This is a genomic window from Mycobacterium sp. SMC-17, from assembly GCF_045310915.1.
Classification (GTDB): Bacteria; Actinomycetota; Actinomycetes; order Mycobacteriales; family Mycobacteriaceae; genus Mycobacterium.
Map to the genome: position 1 here is coordinate 106,226 of NZ_JBJIAK010000003.1, position 16,391 is coordinate 122,616.

Consider the following 16,391-nt stretch of genomic DNA (forward strand, 5'->3'; position numbering starts at 1 on the left):
TTTCAGCGGCGGCGTGCCGTGATCACCGCGTGCGGCGCGTCGAAGGCGACGGTGCCGTCGGCGGCTTCGTGTGCGGTGAACGCCGCGGTGAAGGCCCCGATGAGCCGGCTCCTGGTCTCGTCGTCCAGGTAGGTCAACGTGGTGACGTGCATGGGTGATTCGTCGGTGACGAAGCGGACGGCGTCGTCCACCGAGCCGAATCTCCAGGTGAGGGTGCCGCTTTCGATGGCGACATCGGCGAAATCGGGATCGAGCCGCTCGTGGACGAGCTCGGGCACGCCCCACTGATCGGGTGAGTACGGGCCCGGCTCCGGTTGGCCCAACACCTCGACGACCGGGGTGAAGAACGGGTTGTCGCCGGCCTTGACCCATGTCGAAAACCCGAGAGTGCCAGCGGGTTTGAGCAGCCTCGCCAGCTCGGCGACCATCGCGGTCGGTTCGACGAAGATGATGCCCATGTTGGACACCGCGGTGTCGAAGGAGGCGTCGGGCAGGCCGGTGGCCGACGCGTCGGCGGCCACCCACTCGACGGCGTCGCCGCCGGGCTTGGCCTCGGCGATGGCCAGCAGCTCCGGCGTGATGTCGACACCTGTGACCCGGGCACCGAGGCCGGCGGCGTGCAGCGACGCATTACCGGTTCCACAGGCCAGATCGACCAATGCGGTGCCGGCGCCGTGCGGTACCGCGGCCACCACCTCGACGGCGATGGGGGAGATGAATTCGGCGACGGCTTCGTACCGTCCGACTGACCACGTCGACATGCCGCCACTGTATGCCTAGGTTGAAAGCACCATGACCGACGACGAAGAACCCGCACCGGGCATATTCAGTTTCGAGATGACGATCGCGGAGTGGCTCGGCACCGCAGCGATGCTCGCCGCGCCGTACCTGGTGCTCGGTGTGCTGTGGGCCGTGACCCACACCGGCGCCTTCGAGGCGGCGCACGGCCTCGAGCGCGTACTGGTCTTCGCCCGGACCGTGGTGTTCTGGCCGATGCTGCTGCTGACGAACATGTGCCTGCCATGACCGGCGATTCACCTGCCCTGGCCCTCGCGGACTGCCGTATCCAGATTCGGCGCCGCACCGCGCGCTGGGACGAGTACCCGGTGACCATCGCCGACGCCGCCGATTTCTGGGGCGCGGCGGCCAGTGCGGCCAACGTCATCATGCAGCTGTCCTGGCCGGGTGTCGGGCACGGTGTCGTCGAGAGCAAGGTCGATTCGGGGAACCTGCTCAAACATCCGTGGAAGCGCGCCCGCACCACGTTCCAGTACCTCGCGGTGGCCATCCTCGGCAATGACGAGGACCGCACGGCTATGCGCAAGGCCGTCGACACCGCGCACCGCCAGGTGCAGTCCGGTCCGGACAGCCCGGTGCGCTACAACGCTTTTGACCGCGACCTGCAGATGTGGGTCGCCGCGTGCCTGTTCGTCGGCATGGAGGACGTCTACCAACTGCTGCGCGGCGAGCTGACACCCGAACTGGCCGAACAGTTCTACCGGTCGGCCGCCCCGCTGGGCACCACGCTGCAGGTCACCGCCGACCAGTGGCCGGCCACCAGGGCCGAGTTCGACGACTACTGGACCGCGGCCTGCGCCAAGGTCGCCATGGATGACACCGTCCGTGCTTACCTGACGGATCTCGTGCGCCTCAAGATGATCAATCCGGTTCTGGCCCTGCCATTTCGGCCACTGCTGGCATTCCTGACCGGAGGCTTCCTGGCGCCGGTGTTCCGCGACGCGATGCGCATGTCGTGGGGCAGCGGCCGGCAGTATCTGTTCGAAACGCTGTTCCGGCTGGTCGCTCTCGTCAACCGGTTCCTGCCGCTGTTCGTGCGGCAGGCCGGAAGCTACGTGCTGCTGGCCTACGTACGCAGGCAGATTCGCCGGGACGGGGCGCTGATCTGATGCGCCGCTTGCTCAGCCGGCGCGTCAGCGTCGGTGCGATGACCGAATTCCTGCTGTGGCTGGCGCTGCCGTACCTGCTGATCGGGATGGCCTGGACGTTTCTGCACCCCCATGCGGTGCAGCAGGTACAGAAACAGTGGGACCGGGCATTTCCCGCGGTCGCGCCGCTGGCCGCACTCGTCGAGGTGACGGTGGCGTGGCCGCCGATGGTCACGGGTGTCGAGATCTGCCCGGCCACTGATTAGGGGCCGGTGTATCCGGGCGGGTTGGGGGTGTCCACCCACAGGTCGACGCCGAGCTCGGCGTTCGGGGTGCAGTTGTACACCGACAGGTCGGTGACGCCGGAGTCGAGCAGCACGTCCTCGCACAGCAGGCTCTGCCCGGTGTATTCGCGGGCCGGCTTGTTGAAGATGGCGTATGCGGCGTCGGAGTACACCTCGGGCTTGCGGGCCTTGGCCATCGCCTCGTCACCACCGAGCAGGTTCTGCACCGCGGCGGTGGCGACGAGGGTGCGTGGCCACAGCGTGTTCGAGGCGATGCCGGCCTCGCGCATCTCTTCGGCGATACCCAACGCGCACAACGTCATTCCATACTTCGCCATCATGTAGGCGGTCGGCTTCAGCCACTCCGATTCCATCCGGATCGGCGGCGACAGCGTCAGGATGTGCGGGTTCTCGCGGCCCTTCATGTGGGGGATACAGGCCTGTGAGACGGCGTACGTGCCGCGGATCTGGATGCCGTTCATCAGGTCGAAGCGCTTCATCGGCACTTCTTCGATGGAGCCGAGGTTGATGGCGGAAGCGTTGTTGACGCAGACGTCGATGGCGCCGAACTGCTCGACAGCCTGGGCCACCGCGGCGGTGACGGAGTCGGGGTCGCGGACGTCGCCGACGATCGGCAGCGCCTGGCCACCGACCTCTTCGATCTCCTTTGCCGCGGTGTAGACGGTGCCGTCGAGCTTGGGATGGGGCTCGGCGGTCTTGGCGAGCAGCGCGACATTCGCGCCGTCGGCCGCGAACTTCTTGGCGATGGCCAAGCCGATGCCACGGCTGGCACCGGAGATGAACATGGTCTTCCCGGACAGTGTCATGCGCACACCCTATGCCGCGGGAGTTACCGCGGAGTACATATCTCGGCAGTCACCGCCGAGGTGGCGGCGACCAGGTCCGCGGGGGCCAGCACGATGTCCAGTCCGCGCTTGCCCGCGCTGCACAGCACCCGGTCCCAACCGAGTGCCGACTTGTCCACGACGGTCGGCAACGCCTTGCGTTGCCCCAGCGGCGAGATGCCGCCGACGACGTAGCCCGTGGCGCGCTGCGCGGCGGCCTGCTCGGCCATCTCGGCCTTGGGCACGCCGAGCGCCGCCGCCGCGGCCTTGAACGACAGCTTGTCGGGCACGGGCAGCACCGCGACGGCCAGTCCGCCGGGGATCGTGAGTACCAGCGTCTTGAAGATCTGCGCCGCGACGAACCCTTCCGCGGCGAGTTCGGTGACGGCCTCGTCGCCGAACGACGTGGCCCGCGGATCGTGCCGGAACTGCCGAATCTCGTAGCCGATTCCCGCGGCCTGCAGGGCCTTGATCGCCGGGGTAGCCGCACTCGCCATGGCTGGCAAGCGTAGAGGCCGGGAACAACTGCGTGGTCCGGCGCTGTTACTCCCGTCAGCATGGTCAATTAATGGCTCGCGAAGTTGTCGGTCGCAGCCTCTAGGATCGGACGGAAGGGGACACAGGTGCCAACGGCATGTCTGGAACGTCCGGTCGAGTTGCCGGACCTGTTGCGTGGTGCCGCGACAGAAGGGACGGTCACGATCACGATGACCGACATCGACGGGCTGGGTTCCGCGGTCGAGAGCGACGCGGAGCTGACGGCGCGGTTCGAGCGCGACGCTATTCCGCTGCTCGATCAGCTCTACGGCGGTGCGCTGCGCATGACGCGCAACCCGGCAGACGCCGAGGACCTGGTGCAGGAAACCATGGTGAAGGCCTATTCGGCCTTCCATTCGTTCCGTGAGGGCACCAACCTCAAGGCGTGGCTGTACCGCATCATGACCAACACGTACATCAACAGCTACCGCAAGAAGCAGCGGCAGCCTGCCGAATACCCGACTGACGAGATCACCGACTGGCAGCTGGCGTCCAACGCCGAGCACTCGTCGACCGGTCTGCGGTCAGCTGAGGTTGAGGCGCTGGAGGCGCTGCCGGACACTGAAATCAAGGCGGCGCTGCAAGCGTTGCCGGAAGAGTTCCGGATGGCGGTGTACTACGCCGACGTCGAGGGCTTCCCGTATAAGGAGATCGCCGAAATCATGGATACCCCGATCGGGACGGTGATGTCCCGTCTGCACCGTGGCCGCAAGCAGCTGCGCGAACTGTTGTCGGGCGTCGCGCGGGACCGGGGCTTCCTCCGCGGCGAGAGCCTCGACACCCAGGAGGTGTCCTGATGGGCGACGAGTACACCCGGCCCGAGGGGCACGACTTCCAGCCGTCGATCGGCCCCGTCGACCCGGAGCATCCCGAATGCGCCGCGGTGATCGCCGAGGTATGGACGCTGCTGGACGGGGAGTGCACCACGGAGACCCGCGACAAGCTGCGGTTCCACCTGGAGGAATGCCCCACCTGCCTGCGGCAGTACGGCATCGAGGAGCGGGTGAAGGCGCTCATCGCCACCAAGTGCAGCGGCGAGAAGGCTCCTGAGGGCCTGCGTGCGCGCCTGAAGCTCGAGATCAGCCGCACCACCATCGTCCGAGGCTGAAAACGAAAACCGCCCGGTTCCGTGAGGAGCCGGGCGGTTTTTTGAAGGCGTAGGTCAGGCGTTGGGACGCCGGCCGTGGTTGGCCTTCGAGTGCTTGCGGTCACGCTTCTTGCGGCCACGCTTGGCCATGATGGTCCTCCAAAGGTTCGGTTGCTCGCCCTACAGTGTCGCACGGCCACGCCACCCAATTGCAAACCGTGGTGCTGTGGTGCAATAGAGGCCGCAGGCACCGCCTGCGTACAAACGCATAGACGAGTGGGGTGAAGATGGCCGAGGACGTTCGCGCTGAAATCGTGGCCAGTGTGCTCGAGGTCGTGGTTCGCGAGGGCGACCAGATCGGCGAGGGCGACACGGTGGTGCTCCTCGAGTCGATGAAGATGGAGATTCCGGTGCTGGCCGAGGTCGCCGGCACGGTGACGTCCGTCAACGTGGCTGTCGGCGACGTGATCCAGGCCGGCGACCTGATCGCCGTCATCGGCTAGGCAACCCCAGAACGGGATAACGCGACGTGTCCACCCTCGGTGATCTGCTCGCCGAGCACACTGTCCTGCCCGGCAATGCGGTCGACCACCTGCATGCCGTGGTCGGTGAATGGCAGCTGCTTGCCGACCTGTCGTTCGCCGATTACCTCATGTGGGTCCGGCGCGACGACGGTGCGCTGGTGTGCGTGGCCCAGATTCGGCCCAACACCGCGCTGACGGTGCTGTTCGCCGATGCGGTCGGGACCATCAACTCTGCTGCGGACATGCCCGCCGTCACGGCGGCCTTCGAGACCGGGCTCATCGGCCGGGGAGCGGAAAGCTCTGCGGTGCAAGGTGATTCGCGCCTCAATCTGGAGGCCGTCCCGGTCCGGTACGGCAATGATGTGGTAGCGGTGCTCACTCACCAGACCGCGCTCGCCGACCGACGCAAGGTGGCGCCGCTCGAGCGCGCCTACCTGGACTGCGCGCGCGATCTGCTGCGCATGCTGGCCGAGGGGACGTTCCCGAACGTCGGCGACGTGCCGATGTCGCGATCGAGCCCCCGCGTCGGTGACGGCCTGATCCGGCTGGACGTCGACGGGGTCGTGGTCTTCGCCAGCCCCAACGCCATCTCGGCCTATCACCGCATGGGGCTGGCCACCGAGCTGGACGGTCAGAACCTGATCAGCGTCACCCGCCCCCTGATCTCCGACCCCTTCGACGCGCAGGAGCTCGCGAACCACGTCCGGGATCTCCTGGCGGGCGGCTCCAGCATGCGCATGGAGATCGACGCCGGCGGCGCCGCGGTGCTGCTGCGCACCATCCCGTTGTCCGTGGGCGGACAGGCCGTCGGCGCGGCGGTTCTGGTCCGCGACGTCACGGAGATCAAGCGGCGTGACCGCGCGCTGTTGTCCAAGGACGCCACGATCCGTGAGATTCACCACCGGGTGAAGAACAACCTGCAGACGGTGGCCGCGCTGCTGCGGCTGCAGTCCCGCCGCATGAACAACGCCGAGGCGCGCGAGGCGCTGCTGGATTCGGTGCGCCGGGTGTCGTCGATCGCGCTGGTGCACGACGCCCTGTCGCTGTCGGTGGACGAGGAAGTCAACCTCGATGAGGTCATCGACCGCATCCTGCCGATGATGAACGACCTGGCCTCGCTGGGCGCGCCCATCCGGGTGCGGCGGGAGGGTGATCTGGGCGTCCTCGATGCCGACCGCGCGCACGCGCTGATCATGGTCATCACCGAGCTGGTGCAGAACGCCATCGAGCACGCTTTTGATCCGACGACCGAGCAGGGCAGCGTGACCATCAGGTCGGACCGGTCGGCGCGCTGGCTCGACGTCGTGATCCACGATGACGGGCACGGGTTGCCCGACGGCTTCACCCTCGAGAACTCGGACCGGCTGGGGCTGCAGATCGTGCAGACCCAGGTGTCGTCGGTTCTCGACGGCACGCTCAGCATGGATGCGGCGCCGGGAGGCGGCACGGATGTGGTGCTGCGCGTCCCGATCGGTCGCCGCGGCCGAGCCGCGCAGTAGGCACCGCGGCCGAGCCGCGCAGTAGGTACGGCGCAATAACCCAGGCGCGCAAGTTCTTTCGCGTCTACGCCGCGCAGTGTGAGCGTGCACACAGATCGTGGAAATCGCGGTTTCGACGATCTGACGGCACACTCGCGGTCCTGCGCCCGCCATCTACCCGACCCACAAAAATGACCCCGGCGGATTCGCCGGGGTCATTTTCGGATGCCGTGGTGGCTAGACGCCGGTGCGAGCCTTGTTGCGGGCGTTGCGACGCTTCAGCGCGCGACGCTCGTCTTCGCTCATGCCGCCCCAGACACCCGCATCCTGGCCGGACTCGAGTGCCCAGCTCAGGCACTCGGTGGTCACCGGGCAGCGGTTGCACACGAGCTTCGCGTCAGCGATCTGAGCGATGGCCGGGCCGCTGTTTCCCACGGGGAAGAACAGTTCCGGATCCTCGTCGCGACAGACCGCCTTGTGGCGCCAATCCATGGTCAACACTCCTCACTGGGCGCGCAGCAAAGCGCGCAATGTTTTTTCACTTCGGCTGTTAACGGGTGCACACGAAATGTTTCTGCACTGTTGCATCTGATGTTTTCACAGGCTGGACAGATGTCAATAGCGGCGCGTTAACTCGTGGGCAATGTCACTGCGGACCCGCGTTGGCAGGCCCCTGAACCAGTTGTACTACACTGGGCCCACCTGCGCCCTAAATTTTGCAAAGTGTTACCAAGATCGCTGGTCACTGTGTTTTTGCTGGGGGCGCGACCACATTGAGAGCCGCCGGCACCGACGTGAACGTCATGCTTTCGCGCAGGCCAACGAAATCTCCGTCGATCTGACACGCGATAGGTGTGTCACTTGTCACGCGCAGCCACGGCAGGTCGTCATCGCGGATCAGGTGCGGGCCTTCAATCTGTGGCGTACGCGACAGCATCCGTCGTAGCAATCGCAGGTTGGCCCAGATGCCCATGCTCGTGGTCGCGAACACGCCCAGCCCCGTTTCGAACGTCGTCGTGGGGTTGGTCCAGACCGGCCGGCTGTTGGCGTAGGTCCACGGGCTGGCATTCGACACGAACGCGAAGTGCACACCGGTGACCGGCTCACGGTCCGGCAGGTGCAGCGTCAACCGCGGGGGCTTGCGGGCGCTGCCGACGGCCTCGCGGATCGCCACCCGGATGTACCGCGACGCGGTCACCTTGCGGCCCTTGGCCCGCTGCGCCTCGACGGCCGCCACGACCTCACCGTCGACGCCCATACCGGCGGTGAACACCGACCAGCGGTCACCGCAGTCCATCAGCCCGATGCGGCGCCAGGGCACGCCCCGGCGGTAATCGCTGAGCAGGTCGACGAGCTGGTTCGTCGCCTCCAGCGGATCGGGGCTGATGCCGAGGGCCCGGGCGAATACGTTCGCCGAGCCGCCGGGCACCACGCCGACGGCGGTGTTGGAGGCGCCCGGCACGCCGTTCGCGTGCCCGAGGATGCCGTTGACCACTTCGTTCACGGTGCCGTCGCCGCCGTGCACGATCACCACGTCGGTGCCGTCAGCGGCGGCCTGGTGCCCGATCTCGATGGCATGGCCGCGGTGGTCGGTATGCGCGACGGTCAGGTCGACGCGGCTCTCCAGCGCGTGGGCAAGGAGGTCCCGGCCTGCCGGGGTCGTCGAGGTTGCGTTCGGATTCACGATCAGCACGGCACGCACGGGTGACGAGCCTATCCGCGCCGCGACCGTCGGCAACTCGGTCGCCGGCGGCTAGTCCACGAAGTCGCCGTCGACGTACAGCCAGCGGCCATCGCTGCCGCGGGTGAATCGGCTGCGCTCGTGCAGGATGTGCCGGCTGCCGTCGCGCACGTACTGCGCCCGGAACTGCACGACGCCGGTCGGGTCGTCCGTGCCGCCGGCCTCGGTGTCGACGATCTGCAGCCGGCGCCATGTGACGGCGTCATCGAGGTCGAGGTCTGCCGGTCGGGTGTCCGGATGCCAGGTCGCCAGCAGGTAGCCGACCTCACCGAGGGCGAACGCGGTGAACCGCGAACGCATCAGCGCCACTGCGGTGGCAGCGGAACGTTCGCCGCGGTGCAGCGGGCCGCAGCAGGCGGCATACTCGGCCCCGGTATCGCAGCGACACGGTGGATTGTTGGTCGGCACCGGACAATTCTGCCTGTTCGCAGCCGGTACCGTGAGTGGGTGACCGATCGCCGCCTGCTCCTCGTCAACGGGCCCAACCTGAACCTGTTGGGCACTCGCCAGCCGGAAATCTACGGCTCGACCACGCTGGCGCAGATCGAGCAGTCCGTCACCGACCTCGCGGCACAGCTGGGCTTCTCGGTGCGTGCGGTGCAGAGCAACCACGAAGGTGAACTGGTCGACGCGATCCAGGCGGCACGCACCGACTGCGTCGGCATCGTGATCAACCCCGCCGCCTACAGCCACACCTCGGTGGCCATCGCCGACGCCCTCACCGCGGCCGAATTGCCGGTCGCCGAAGTGCATTTGAGCAACATCCACAAGCGCGAGGCCTTCCGGCATCACTCGTACGTGTCGGCGGTGGCCGAGACGGTGATCGCCGGCGCCGGGCCCATCGGCTACGAGCTGGCGGTGCGGTACCTGGCAGATCGGTTGTCGCAGTGAGTGATCCGGCGATCCATCCGCCGGCCGTGCGCCGGGCCGGGTTCCTGGTGGCGGCCGAAGGTGCGCTCGGCCTGATCGGCGCCGTGGTGTACGTGGTGCGCGGGCTGGCCGGCGCAGACCAGCACATCGTCAGCGGTTACGGCAACGCGATCTGGCTGGTGTGCGTCGGCGGGGCGGTGCTCGCCGGCGGCTGGGCACTGATCACCGGGCGGCGCTGGGGCCGCGGTATCGGGGTGTTCGCCAATCTGCTGTTGCTCGGCGTCGCCTGGTACGTCTTCCAGTCCGGCCAGCTGCAGTACGCCATCGTGGTTGCGCTCGTCGCCATCGTCACGCTGGGGTTGTTGTTCAGCCCGTCCACGGTGGAGTGGATCTCCAAGCGGGAGTGACGGTTTCAGTCGGCACTCAGCAGACGCCGGGCGTGGGCCCGGCGGTCTTCGATGATCCGGCCGAATTCCTGTAGCAGCACCGGGTTTCGCTGAACCACCGTCTCGATGTGGTCGCGTTCGACGTGCACCACGGTGACTTCGTCGAGGGCGTGGGCATTGCCGATGACCGGCTGCCGGGTCAATGTGCTCTGACCCAGATAGCTGCCCTTCTCGAGGATTCCGATCAGGGTCTCGGCTCCATCGTCACCGCCGGCAGTCAGCTGAACACGTCCGGAGAGGATGAACGTCATACGGTCGGGCACCTCACCGACGCGCTGGACCAGTTCGCCGATGCCGTAGCGTTCCAGGTTCGCCGCACCCAGCAGTTCGTGTTGTTGGTCGGCACTGAGCCGCAGGGTCGGAGCGACGACTTCGGCGACGGCCTCGGCCAGCCGTTCGGCTGTGGAGAAGTCGTCATCGGCTTCGTCCAGGTGCAGACCGGCCCGCCGTGATGCATACCAGACCCATTGCAGGAAGAGCTTTTTCGTCTCTCCGTCGTCGGCGGGGGAGTGCAGCGGGATGGTGGTCTGATATTCGAGTCCGCCTGCGGGGGTTGTCGACACGGTGCCGTCAGGGCGCCGCATCGGCAGGTCCGCCGCCAGGCGAGTGAGCAACGCGCACACCTGGTTCGGCGGATCGTCGAGCGAGAAGATCGTTGTCACGGTGATCGAGTGCGCGTCGGCCGGCCGGCTCAGGTTGGTGAACGACGCCCCCGCCAGCACCGAGTTCGGGGTGATCTGGGTTCCGGCTCCGGTCTCCAGATGCACGGCACGCCAATTGACTTCGACCACCCGGCCGCGTGCGGCGGCCGTGTCCAGCCAGTCGCCGATCTGAAACGGCTGCTCGAACAACATCAACAGGCCCGAGATGATCTGGCCCACCGAATTCTGCAGTGTCAGGCCGATGACGATCGAGGTGATACCCAGTGCGGTGAACAGGCCGCGGACGTTCGCTCCCCAGATGTAGGAGAAGATCACCGCCAGGCCGACCGCGATGAGGACGAACCGGGCGACGTCGACGAAGATCGTCGGGACGCGCTTGCGCCAGGTCCCCGCGGGCGCCCCCTGGAACAGGGTGGCGTTGACGCCGGACAGCAGCAGGATCAGCACGACGAACGCGAAAAGCGTTGCGACGGTGCGGACCGAGGTGGCTGCGGCCGGTACCTGCCGGGCCTCGGTCAAGAGCAGCAGCAGTGCGCCCAGGGGCAGCAGGTAGTTGCGCAGCACGGTCACCGGCCGCACCAGGAAGCTGTGCCTGCGGCGCAGCGCGTGCTGCCATTCGGTGAGCACGACGAGCCCGATCGGCAGCCCGATCGCGATGCCCACGGCCCAGTAGAACCAGGCCGAGGTGAACACGTCAGCGATCATTCCGGCACCACCAGTCGCCAGATCGGCTCGTCCTGCCCGTCGACGGACATGGTGCCGACCGACGTGAACGTCATGGTGGCCTGCAGCGCCTGATAAACCCGGTCGGTGACGTCGATTCCGGGTTGCGGTGAACCGCTCTTGACCTGGTAGGCGACGTTGACCGCGGCGCCCCACATGTCGTAGACCACGGAGTACTCGCCGCCGAGGCCACTGCTGACGGTGCCGGTGTCGATGCCGGCACGCAGGCCCAGGTGGTTACCCGTCTCGCTGTTGAACCGGTCGATGATGCGCTGGCATTCCAGGGCGAAGTCGACGGTCCGCCGGACGTTGTCGAGCCTCGGGGTGTTGAGGCCGCAGCTGCCCAGGTAGCCGTTCCGGATCGCGCGGACGCGTTCGATGCCGAGACTGTCTGCGGCCGCGTCGAATTGGCGTTCGAGCTCGGTGACGACGGCGAGCGACCCCTGCGACGTCAACTGGGCCTGCAGTCGATCCAGCCCGATGACCTCGGTGAAGATCACCGTGACGTTCTGGTGCTCCTCCGGGACGATCTCCTCGCCCTGCTGGTAGCGCTCGACGACCGGTTCGGGCATCAACAGCGTCAAGAGCTTGGCGTTCTCCTTGCGCTGCGCGACGAGCAGCTCCTCCTTGACCGTCAGGCTCCGGCTCATCTCGTTGAAAGCCTCTGTCAGCTCGCCGATCTCGTCGCGTGTCTCGACGGGCACGTTGATGTTGTAGTCGCCGGCGCTGATCCGTTGCGCGCCGGCCTCCAGCCGCCGGATGGGCCGAACGAAGAGCTGCGCCAGGAACATCGCGGCGATGCACACGACGAAGATGATGCCGACGGTCGTCAACACGATGGTCCTGGTGAATGCGGTCTCCCGCTGGAACGCCTCCGCGGTGTCGATCTTGCCGATGATGGTCCAGTGCAGCTCGGCGTCGGGAATCGTGATGGGGGCGTAGGCCAGTAGCACCTCGTGGCCCAGATAGTCGGTGGCCAGCCGGGTTCCGGACTCACCCCGCAGGGCCTGCTTGTTGGTGGTCGGTGGCACCGGTTGCACCAGGGTGGTGCCGCCCAACTGGATGGCGCGGTCGGCGACGTCGGCCGGGGTGCCGGCCGCGACGACGTCGTTCTTGTAGGTCTGCCGGTCCTGCAGGAACATCCGGGAATCCGAGCGCATCAGGTCGTCGGGGCCGACCAGGAAGACTTCGCCGGTATTGCCCAGGCCGGATTCCTTCCAGCGCTGGTCGAACGTCATGAGCCGGTTGATCTTGGTGACCGGGAACTGCAGGGCGAGCGCGCCCATCGCGCGCCCGGCGGTGACGATCGGCGTGATCATCCACGCGGTCGGCACGTTCTCCGCCGGCTGGTACACCTCGAAATCGGTGATGCCGACGTAGTCGACGGCGTTGGCGGACATCGCTTTCTCGTATGCGCCACGGAGTTTGGAGCCACTGTAGGGCCCGGTCAGGATGTTGGTGCCGAGGTCGACGTCCTTGTACGCGGTGTAGACCACGTTGCCGCGGTTGTCGAGCAGCAGCGCGTCCTGGAATTCGAACCGCGTGACGATCTGCCGGAAGAAGTCCTGATAGCGGGCGTTCGCCGCGGACCAGGTGCTGCCGTCGTGCGCGTCGTCGACCTTGACCGCGGTGTCGTCGTCCTTGCGCACGGCGGTGTAGTTCGCCTGCAGATACCGCTGGGCGTTGTCCCGCGGCAGCAGTTGATCGACGTTGAGCTTGGCGCCGCTGGACTGCTGCACCTCCTTGAGGAAGGTGTTGGTGTAGTAGTCGGTGATCGCCTGTGACTGTGCCGGGCTGACGGGCTTGTCCGCGAGCGCGTCGAATCCTGCGGTGAACTCCGCCAGCGCGCCCTGGGTGTGGGCGCCGCGCGCGTAGATGATCATCGAGTTCTTCAGGTCGGACAGCTGGTCCTTGAGCTCACGGGACTGCGATTGCCGAAGTTCGGTGAGCCGGTTCAGGACCGAGTCCCGCAGCGAGGCGCGGCCGGCCCGGAACCCGATGACGCCGACGACGGTCGCCGCGATGATGGTGCACAGCACCAGCATCACGACGAGCTTCGACTGGATGCTCACCCTGGACAGCAGTTGGCGACGCTGAAATCGCATTGCCGTCCCTTCGCCGGCCCGGCCTCATCGGTCGGGCCGCGGATCAACACCGATGGTGGCAGCCGAGGCCCACGTGCAGAAGGGAATTGGGGAAGAAATTTGCGCCGGACGTCAGCGGCGGCGGGATCAGCCCTGGGCCAGAGCCGTCAACTCGGGCCCGGACACCCGGTACGTCGTCCACTCGGACTGCGGTTTGCCGCCGACCTCGTCGTACAGGGCGATGGCATTCACGTTCCAGTTCAGCACCGCCCATTGCAGCCGCGTGTAGCCGCGCTCGACGCATTCCTGCGCCAGCGTCGACAGGAGCTTGCGGGCCAGGCCGCGGCGCCGGAAGTCGGGGCGCACGAACAGGTCTTCGAGGTAGATGCCGGAGACGCCGTCCCACGTCGAGAAGTTCAGGAACCACAGCGCGAACGCGGCCGGCCGGCCGTCGACCTCGACGAAATAACCCGAAACGGCGGCCTGGCCCGATTCGGCGCCGCCGAACAGCGCCGTCCGGATCTGCGCCTCGGTCACGGTGCACTGGTCGGCGGCCTTCTCGAACTCGGCCAATTCGTGGATCATCGCGGTGATCTCGACTTCGTCGCCGGGACGGACCGGGCGGATGATCGTCGTCATTTGTGGTGTCCCATCATTGCGCTACCCCCAGTGCGGTCAGCATCGTCCTGAATTTTGTTGTGGTCTCGGTGACTTCGTCATCGGGATCGGATTCGGCGACGATACCGCCGCCGGCGCGGACGTCGATGGACAACCGGTCGGCGGACAGCTGCCCGCACCGGATCGACACCACCCACCGGCCGTCGCCGGCGCTGTCGCACCAGCCGACCGCACCGGCATAGAACCCGCGGTTGCCTTCGAGTTCGTTGATCAGCCGTGCCGCCGCCGCGGTGGGCACCCCGCCGACAGCTGGCGTCGGGTGCAGCGCGATGGCCAAATCCAGTGCGGTGGTGGAGGTTTCGCGCAGCCGCCCGACGATCGGCGTGCTCAGGTGCCAGACGGCCGCGGTGGCGCTCACCTGCGGCTCGGCGGCGATGTCGAGCTCGCTGCACAGCGGTTCGAGCGCCGCGCGCATGATGTCGACGACCAGCTGGTGCTCGTGCCGGTTCTTGGCCGAGGCCGCCAGCGCGGCACCGTTGGCGGCGTCCGTCTCGGGGTCGGCGGACCGCGGCGCCGAGCCCGCGAACGGTTTGCACGTCACCACATCGCCGCGGCGGGCCACCAGCAGTTCGGGGCTCGCGCCGAGCAGCGCGGTGCCGGAGTACGGCGCGCCGGCCGCGCTGAGATCGGTGAAAAACGCTGTGGCGCTGCGGTCGTCGGCCAGACGGCTGAGCACCACGTACGGGTCCAGGGCGTCGTCGGCGACGAGCTCCAGCGCGCGCGCCAGCACCACCTTGTGCAGGCCTGCCGCCGGGTCGCGCAGGGCCCGTACCGCGGCGGCCACCCGGGCCCGGTGTTCGGCGGGCGACGGCAGGCTGGCCGCGATCCGGACCGCCGGCAGTCGGTCAGCTCTGAACGGCAGCGCGTCGGCGTACGTGACGGCGGCCGGCGCCATCAGCGCCGCGGGGGAATCGAGGTCAAAAGGCAAGGCGCCCACCAGGATCGGCACGTCGTCGGCGGCCAGGGCGCGCCGCGCGTCGTCCAGATTCGGGTACGCCTGCGCCGGCCCGTCCGCCAGCATGACCCCATCGGGACCTGCCAGCACGAAAACCGGGGTCACTCGGGCAGGCACGGGTTGGGGTGGCCGGTGAGACCCAGCGCGACCAACTGGCGCACGCCGTGCTCGAAGCCGCACACCGAGATCGACGCGGCCGCCATGGAGATCCGGATGCCGTCGGTGATCGGGAGCTCCATCCAGCGGGTCATCACGGCCCGCGAGAAGTGCCCATGCCCGACGAACACCACGTCGCGCGTCGCCATGTGCTCAAGGGCCAGCGCGACGGCGCGGTCGGCGCGGGCACTGACGTCGGCCAGGCTCTCGCCGCCGGGGCAGCCGTGCGTCCACACCAGCCAGTCGGGCACCTGCTCCCGAATCTGCGGTGTGGTCAGGCCTTCGTAGTCGCCGTAGTCCCACTCGGCCAGCAGTTCGGTGGTCTCGGCGACGTCCAGCCCGGCGAGTTCGGCCGTGACCACGGCCCGCCGGCGCGGACTGCTGATCACCAAGGGGTTGTCGAGCTTCAGTTCGGCCAGCGCCGAGGCGGCGCTGCGGGCCTGCTGCAGGCCTTCCTCGGTCAGATCGAGGTCGGTGCGCCCGGTGTGCCGGCCGCTGCGCGACCATTCGGTCTGGCCGTGCCGGAGCAGGATGAGCCGGTGTGTCAGCAGTTCGCCTGCCGGGTCGACGCCAATACTCACGCCCGAGATTCTGCCCCACGGTGAGCGGCGCCACTTGGCCGCGTGTCAGGATGGGCACCGTGACACGGGTACTTGCGGTCGCCAACCAAAAAGGTGGGGTCGCAAAAACGACGACAGTGGCGTCGCTGGGTGCAGCGCTGACCGAGGAAGGGCAGCGCGTACTGCTCGTCGACCTCGATCCGCAGGGCTGTCTGACCTTCTCTCTGGGCCAGGACCCCGACAAACTGCCGGTCTCGGTGCACGAGGTGCTGCTCGGCGACGTGGAACCCGATGTCGCGCTGGTCTCGACCGCCGAGGGCATGACCCTGCTGCCGGCCAACATCGACCTGGCCGGTGCCGAGGCGATGCTGTTGATGCGGGCCGGCCGGGAGTACGCGCTCAAGCGCGCGCTGGCGAAGATCGCCGACCAGTTCGACGTGGTGATCATCGACTGCCCGCCGTCACTCGGCGTGCTGACCCTCAACGGCCTGACTGCCGCCAACGACGTCGTCGTGCCCCTGCAGTGCGAGACGCTGGCGCACCGCGGTGTCGGCCAGTTCCTGCGGACCGTCAACGACGTGCAGCAGATCACCAACCCCGACCTGCGGCTGCTGGGCGCGCTGCCGACGCTGTACGACGCCCGCACCACGCACAGCCGCGATGTCCTGCTCGACGTCGCCGACCGCTACAGCCTCGTGGTGCTCGCCCCGCCGATCCCGCGCACGGTGCGCTTCGCCGAGGCCAGCGCCTCGGGTGCGTCGGTCCTCGCCGGCCGGAAGAACAAGGGCGCCATCGCCTATCGCGAACTGGCGCAGTCGCTGATCAAGCACTGGAAGAAGAACAAGGCCCTGCCGGTCTTCACCCCTGAGGTGTGA

At 67.6% G+C, this 16,391-nt stretch carries 22 protein-coding genes; 10 read left to right on the plus strand and 12 right to left on the minus strand.

The features are described 5' to 3' along the window. Positions 1–2 precede the first annotated feature (2 nt). Positions 3–761 carry a class I SAM-dependent methyltransferase gene (locus ACJH7A_RS03075; RefSeq protein WP_406783818.1) on the minus strand — a complete coding sequence of 253 codons (759 nt, stop codon included), beginning with the start codon at positions 759–761 and terminating at the stop codon, positions 3–5. A gap of 31 nt (positions 762–792) precedes the next feature. Here ACJH7A_RS03075 and ACJH7A_RS03080 point away from each other — a divergent pair, with 31 nt between their 5' ends. From ACJH7A_RS03080 to ACJH7A_RS03090, 3 genes are read left to right on the plus strand one after another with little or no spacing between them, the layout of a single operon-like run. After that, complete coding sequence (locus ACJH7A_RS03080; RefSeq protein ID WP_138250050.1) at positions 793–1,026, plus strand: hypothetical protein; 234 nt, start codon at positions 793–795, stop codon at positions 1,024–1,026. Continuing rightward, on the plus strand, positions 1,023–1,907 hold the full coding sequence (locus ACJH7A_RS03085) for an oxygenase MpaB family protein (RefSeq protein ID WP_138250049.1): 885 nt from the start codon (positions 1,023–1,025) through the stop codon (positions 1,905–1,907). Before ACJH7A_RS03080 ends, ACJH7A_RS03085 begins: the two co-directional genes overlap by 4 nt. A 38-nt stretch (positions 1,908–1,945) precedes the next feature. Further along, positions 1,946–2,152: a hypothetical protein gene (locus ACJH7A_RS03090; RefSeq protein ID WP_162563280.1), complete on the plus strand. Its 207-nt coding sequence runs from the start codon at positions 1,946–1,948 to the stop codon at positions 2,150–2,152. Here the strand turns inward: ACJH7A_RS03090 and ACJH7A_RS03095 are convergent. Both ACJH7A_RS03095 and ACJH7A_RS03100 read right to left on the minus strand, forming a co-directional pair. Then, the gene (locus ACJH7A_RS03095; protein WP_064858404.1) at positions 2,149–2,997 is read right to left on the minus strand and encodes an NAD(P)-dependent oxidoreductase; all 849 of its coding nucleotides are present in this window, start codon (positions 2,995–2,997) and stop codon (positions 2,149–2,151) included. The two genes, ACJH7A_RS03090 and ACJH7A_RS03095, sit on opposite strands and share 4 nt — an antisense overlap. Before the next feature lie 23 nt (positions 2,998–3,020). Next, complete coding sequence (locus ACJH7A_RS03100) at positions 3,021–3,512, minus strand: aminoacyl-tRNA deacylase (RefSeq protein ID WP_138250048.1); 492 nt, start codon at positions 3,510–3,512, stop codon at positions 3,021–3,023. Positions 3,513–3,722: 210 nt separating this feature from the next. Between ACJH7A_RS03100 and ACJH7A_RS03105 the strand changes: the two genes are divergently transcribed. Continuing rightward, entirely contained in the window at positions 3,723–4,349 is a 627-nt protein-coding gene (locus tag ACJH7A_RS03105) for a sigma-70 family RNA polymerase sigma factor (RefSeq protein ID WP_174814157.1), read from the plus strand. Further along, positions 4,349–4,660, plus strand: coding sequence for a mycothiol system anti-sigma-R factor (rsrA, locus tag ACJH7A_RS03110; protein WP_406801413.1), 312 nt, complete (start codon positions 4,349–4,351; stop codon positions 4,658–4,660). The genes ACJH7A_RS03105 and rsrA overlap by 1 nt, the downstream gene beginning before the upstream one ends. A 54-nt stretch (positions 4,661–4,714) precedes the next feature. Here rsrA and ACJH7A_RS03115 read toward each other — a convergent pair whose 3' ends face one another. Continuing rightward, complete coding sequence (locus ACJH7A_RS03115) at positions 4,715–4,789, minus strand: 50S ribosomal protein bL37 (protein ID WP_085976028.1); 75 nt, start codon at positions 4,787–4,789, stop codon at positions 4,715–4,717. A 137-nt stretch (positions 4,790–4,926) separates the two neighbouring features. Between ACJH7A_RS03115 and ACJH7A_RS03120 the strand changes: the two genes are divergently transcribed. Continuing rightward, the gene (locus ACJH7A_RS03120) at positions 4,927–5,142 is read left to right on the plus strand and encodes a biotin/lipoyl-binding carrier protein (protein ID WP_036421130.1); all 216 of its coding nucleotides are present in this window, start codon (positions 4,927–4,929) and stop codon (positions 5,140–5,142) included. Between the two features lie 26 nt (positions 5,143–5,168). Then, positions 5,169–6,662 (plus strand): sensor histidine kinase, encoded by a 1,494-nt coding sequence (locus ACJH7A_RS03125; protein WP_060999092.1) that lies wholly within the window; start codon positions 5,169–5,171, stop codon positions 6,660–6,662. A gap of 216 nt (positions 6,663–6,878) precedes the next feature. Here ACJH7A_RS03125 and whiB1 read toward each other — a convergent pair whose 3' ends face one another. The 3 genes from whiB1 to ACJH7A_RS03140 form a co-directional block, all read right to left on the minus strand. Beyond that, positions 6,879–7,133: a transcriptional regulator WhiB1 gene (whiB1, locus tag ACJH7A_RS03130; protein WP_133426888.1), complete on the minus strand. Its 255-nt coding sequence runs from the start codon at positions 7,131–7,133 to the stop codon at positions 6,879–6,881. A gap of 250 nt (positions 7,134–7,383) precedes the next feature. Then, positions 7,384–8,343 carry a diacylglycerol/lipid kinase family protein gene (locus ACJH7A_RS03135; RefSeq protein WP_406801414.1) on the minus strand — a complete coding sequence of 320 codons (960 nt, stop codon included), beginning with the start codon at positions 8,341–8,343 and terminating at the stop codon, positions 7,384–7,386. A gap of 51 nt (positions 8,344–8,394) precedes the next feature. Then, positions 8,395–8,790 carry a YchJ family protein gene (locus tag ACJH7A_RS03140; RefSeq protein ID WP_406801415.1) on the minus strand — a complete coding sequence of 132 codons (396 nt, stop codon included), beginning with the start codon at positions 8,788–8,790 and terminating at the stop codon, positions 8,395–8,397. Positions 8,791–8,829: 39 nt separating this feature from the next. Here ACJH7A_RS03140 and aroQ point away from each other — a divergent pair, with 39 nt between their 5' ends. Next, positions 8,830–9,273 (plus strand): type II 3-dehydroquinate dehydratase, encoded by a 444-nt coding sequence (aroQ, locus tag ACJH7A_RS03145; protein WP_406801416.1) that lies wholly within the window; start codon positions 8,830–8,832, stop codon positions 9,271–9,273. After that, positions 9,270–9,659, plus strand: coding sequence for a hypothetical protein (locus tag ACJH7A_RS03150; RefSeq protein ID WP_212806569.1), 390 nt, complete (start codon positions 9,270–9,272; stop codon positions 9,657–9,659). The genes aroQ and ACJH7A_RS03150 overlap by 4 nt, the downstream gene beginning before the upstream one ends. A gap of 5 nt (positions 9,660–9,664) precedes the next feature. Here the strand turns inward: ACJH7A_RS03150 and ACJH7A_RS03155 are convergent, their stop codons facing one another. The 5 genes from ACJH7A_RS03155 to ACJH7A_RS03175 form a co-directional block, all read right to left on the minus strand. Next, positions 9,665–11,065: a mechanosensitive ion channel family protein gene (locus tag ACJH7A_RS03155; RefSeq protein ID WP_406801417.1), complete on the minus strand. Its 1,401-nt coding sequence runs from the start codon at positions 11,063–11,065 to the stop codon at positions 9,665–9,667. Beyond that, positions 11,062–13,188 carry an adenylate/guanylate cyclase domain-containing protein gene (locus ACJH7A_RS03160; protein ID WP_346416439.1) on the minus strand — a complete coding sequence of 709 codons (2,127 nt, stop codon included), beginning with the start codon at positions 13,186–13,188 and terminating at the stop codon, positions 11,062–11,064. Before ACJH7A_RS03160 ends, ACJH7A_RS03155 begins: the two co-directional genes overlap by 4 nt. Positions 13,189–13,314: 126 nt before the next feature. Next, positions 13,315–13,806, minus strand: coding sequence for an N-acetyltransferase family protein (locus tag ACJH7A_RS03165; protein ID WP_406801418.1), 492 nt, complete (start codon positions 13,804–13,806; stop codon positions 13,315–13,317). Between the two features lie 13 nt (positions 13,807–13,819). Then, positions 13,820–14,866, minus strand: coding sequence for an isochorismate synthase MenF (locus tag ACJH7A_RS03170; RefSeq protein WP_406801441.1), 1,047 nt, complete (start codon positions 14,864–14,866; stop codon positions 13,820–13,822). A gap of 35 nt (positions 14,867–14,901) precedes the next feature. Further along, positions 14,902–15,537 carry an acid phosphatase gene (locus ACJH7A_RS03175; protein WP_212806565.1) on the minus strand — a complete coding sequence of 212 codons (636 nt, stop codon included), beginning with the start codon at positions 15,535–15,537 and terminating at the stop codon, positions 14,902–14,904. 50 nt (positions 15,538–15,587) lie between these two features. Between ACJH7A_RS03175 and ACJH7A_RS03180 the strand changes: the two genes are divergently transcribed. After that, complete coding sequence (locus ACJH7A_RS03180; RefSeq protein WP_318984118.1) at positions 15,588–16,391, plus strand: AAA family ATPase; 804 nt, start codon at positions 15,588–15,590, stop codon at positions 16,389–16,391.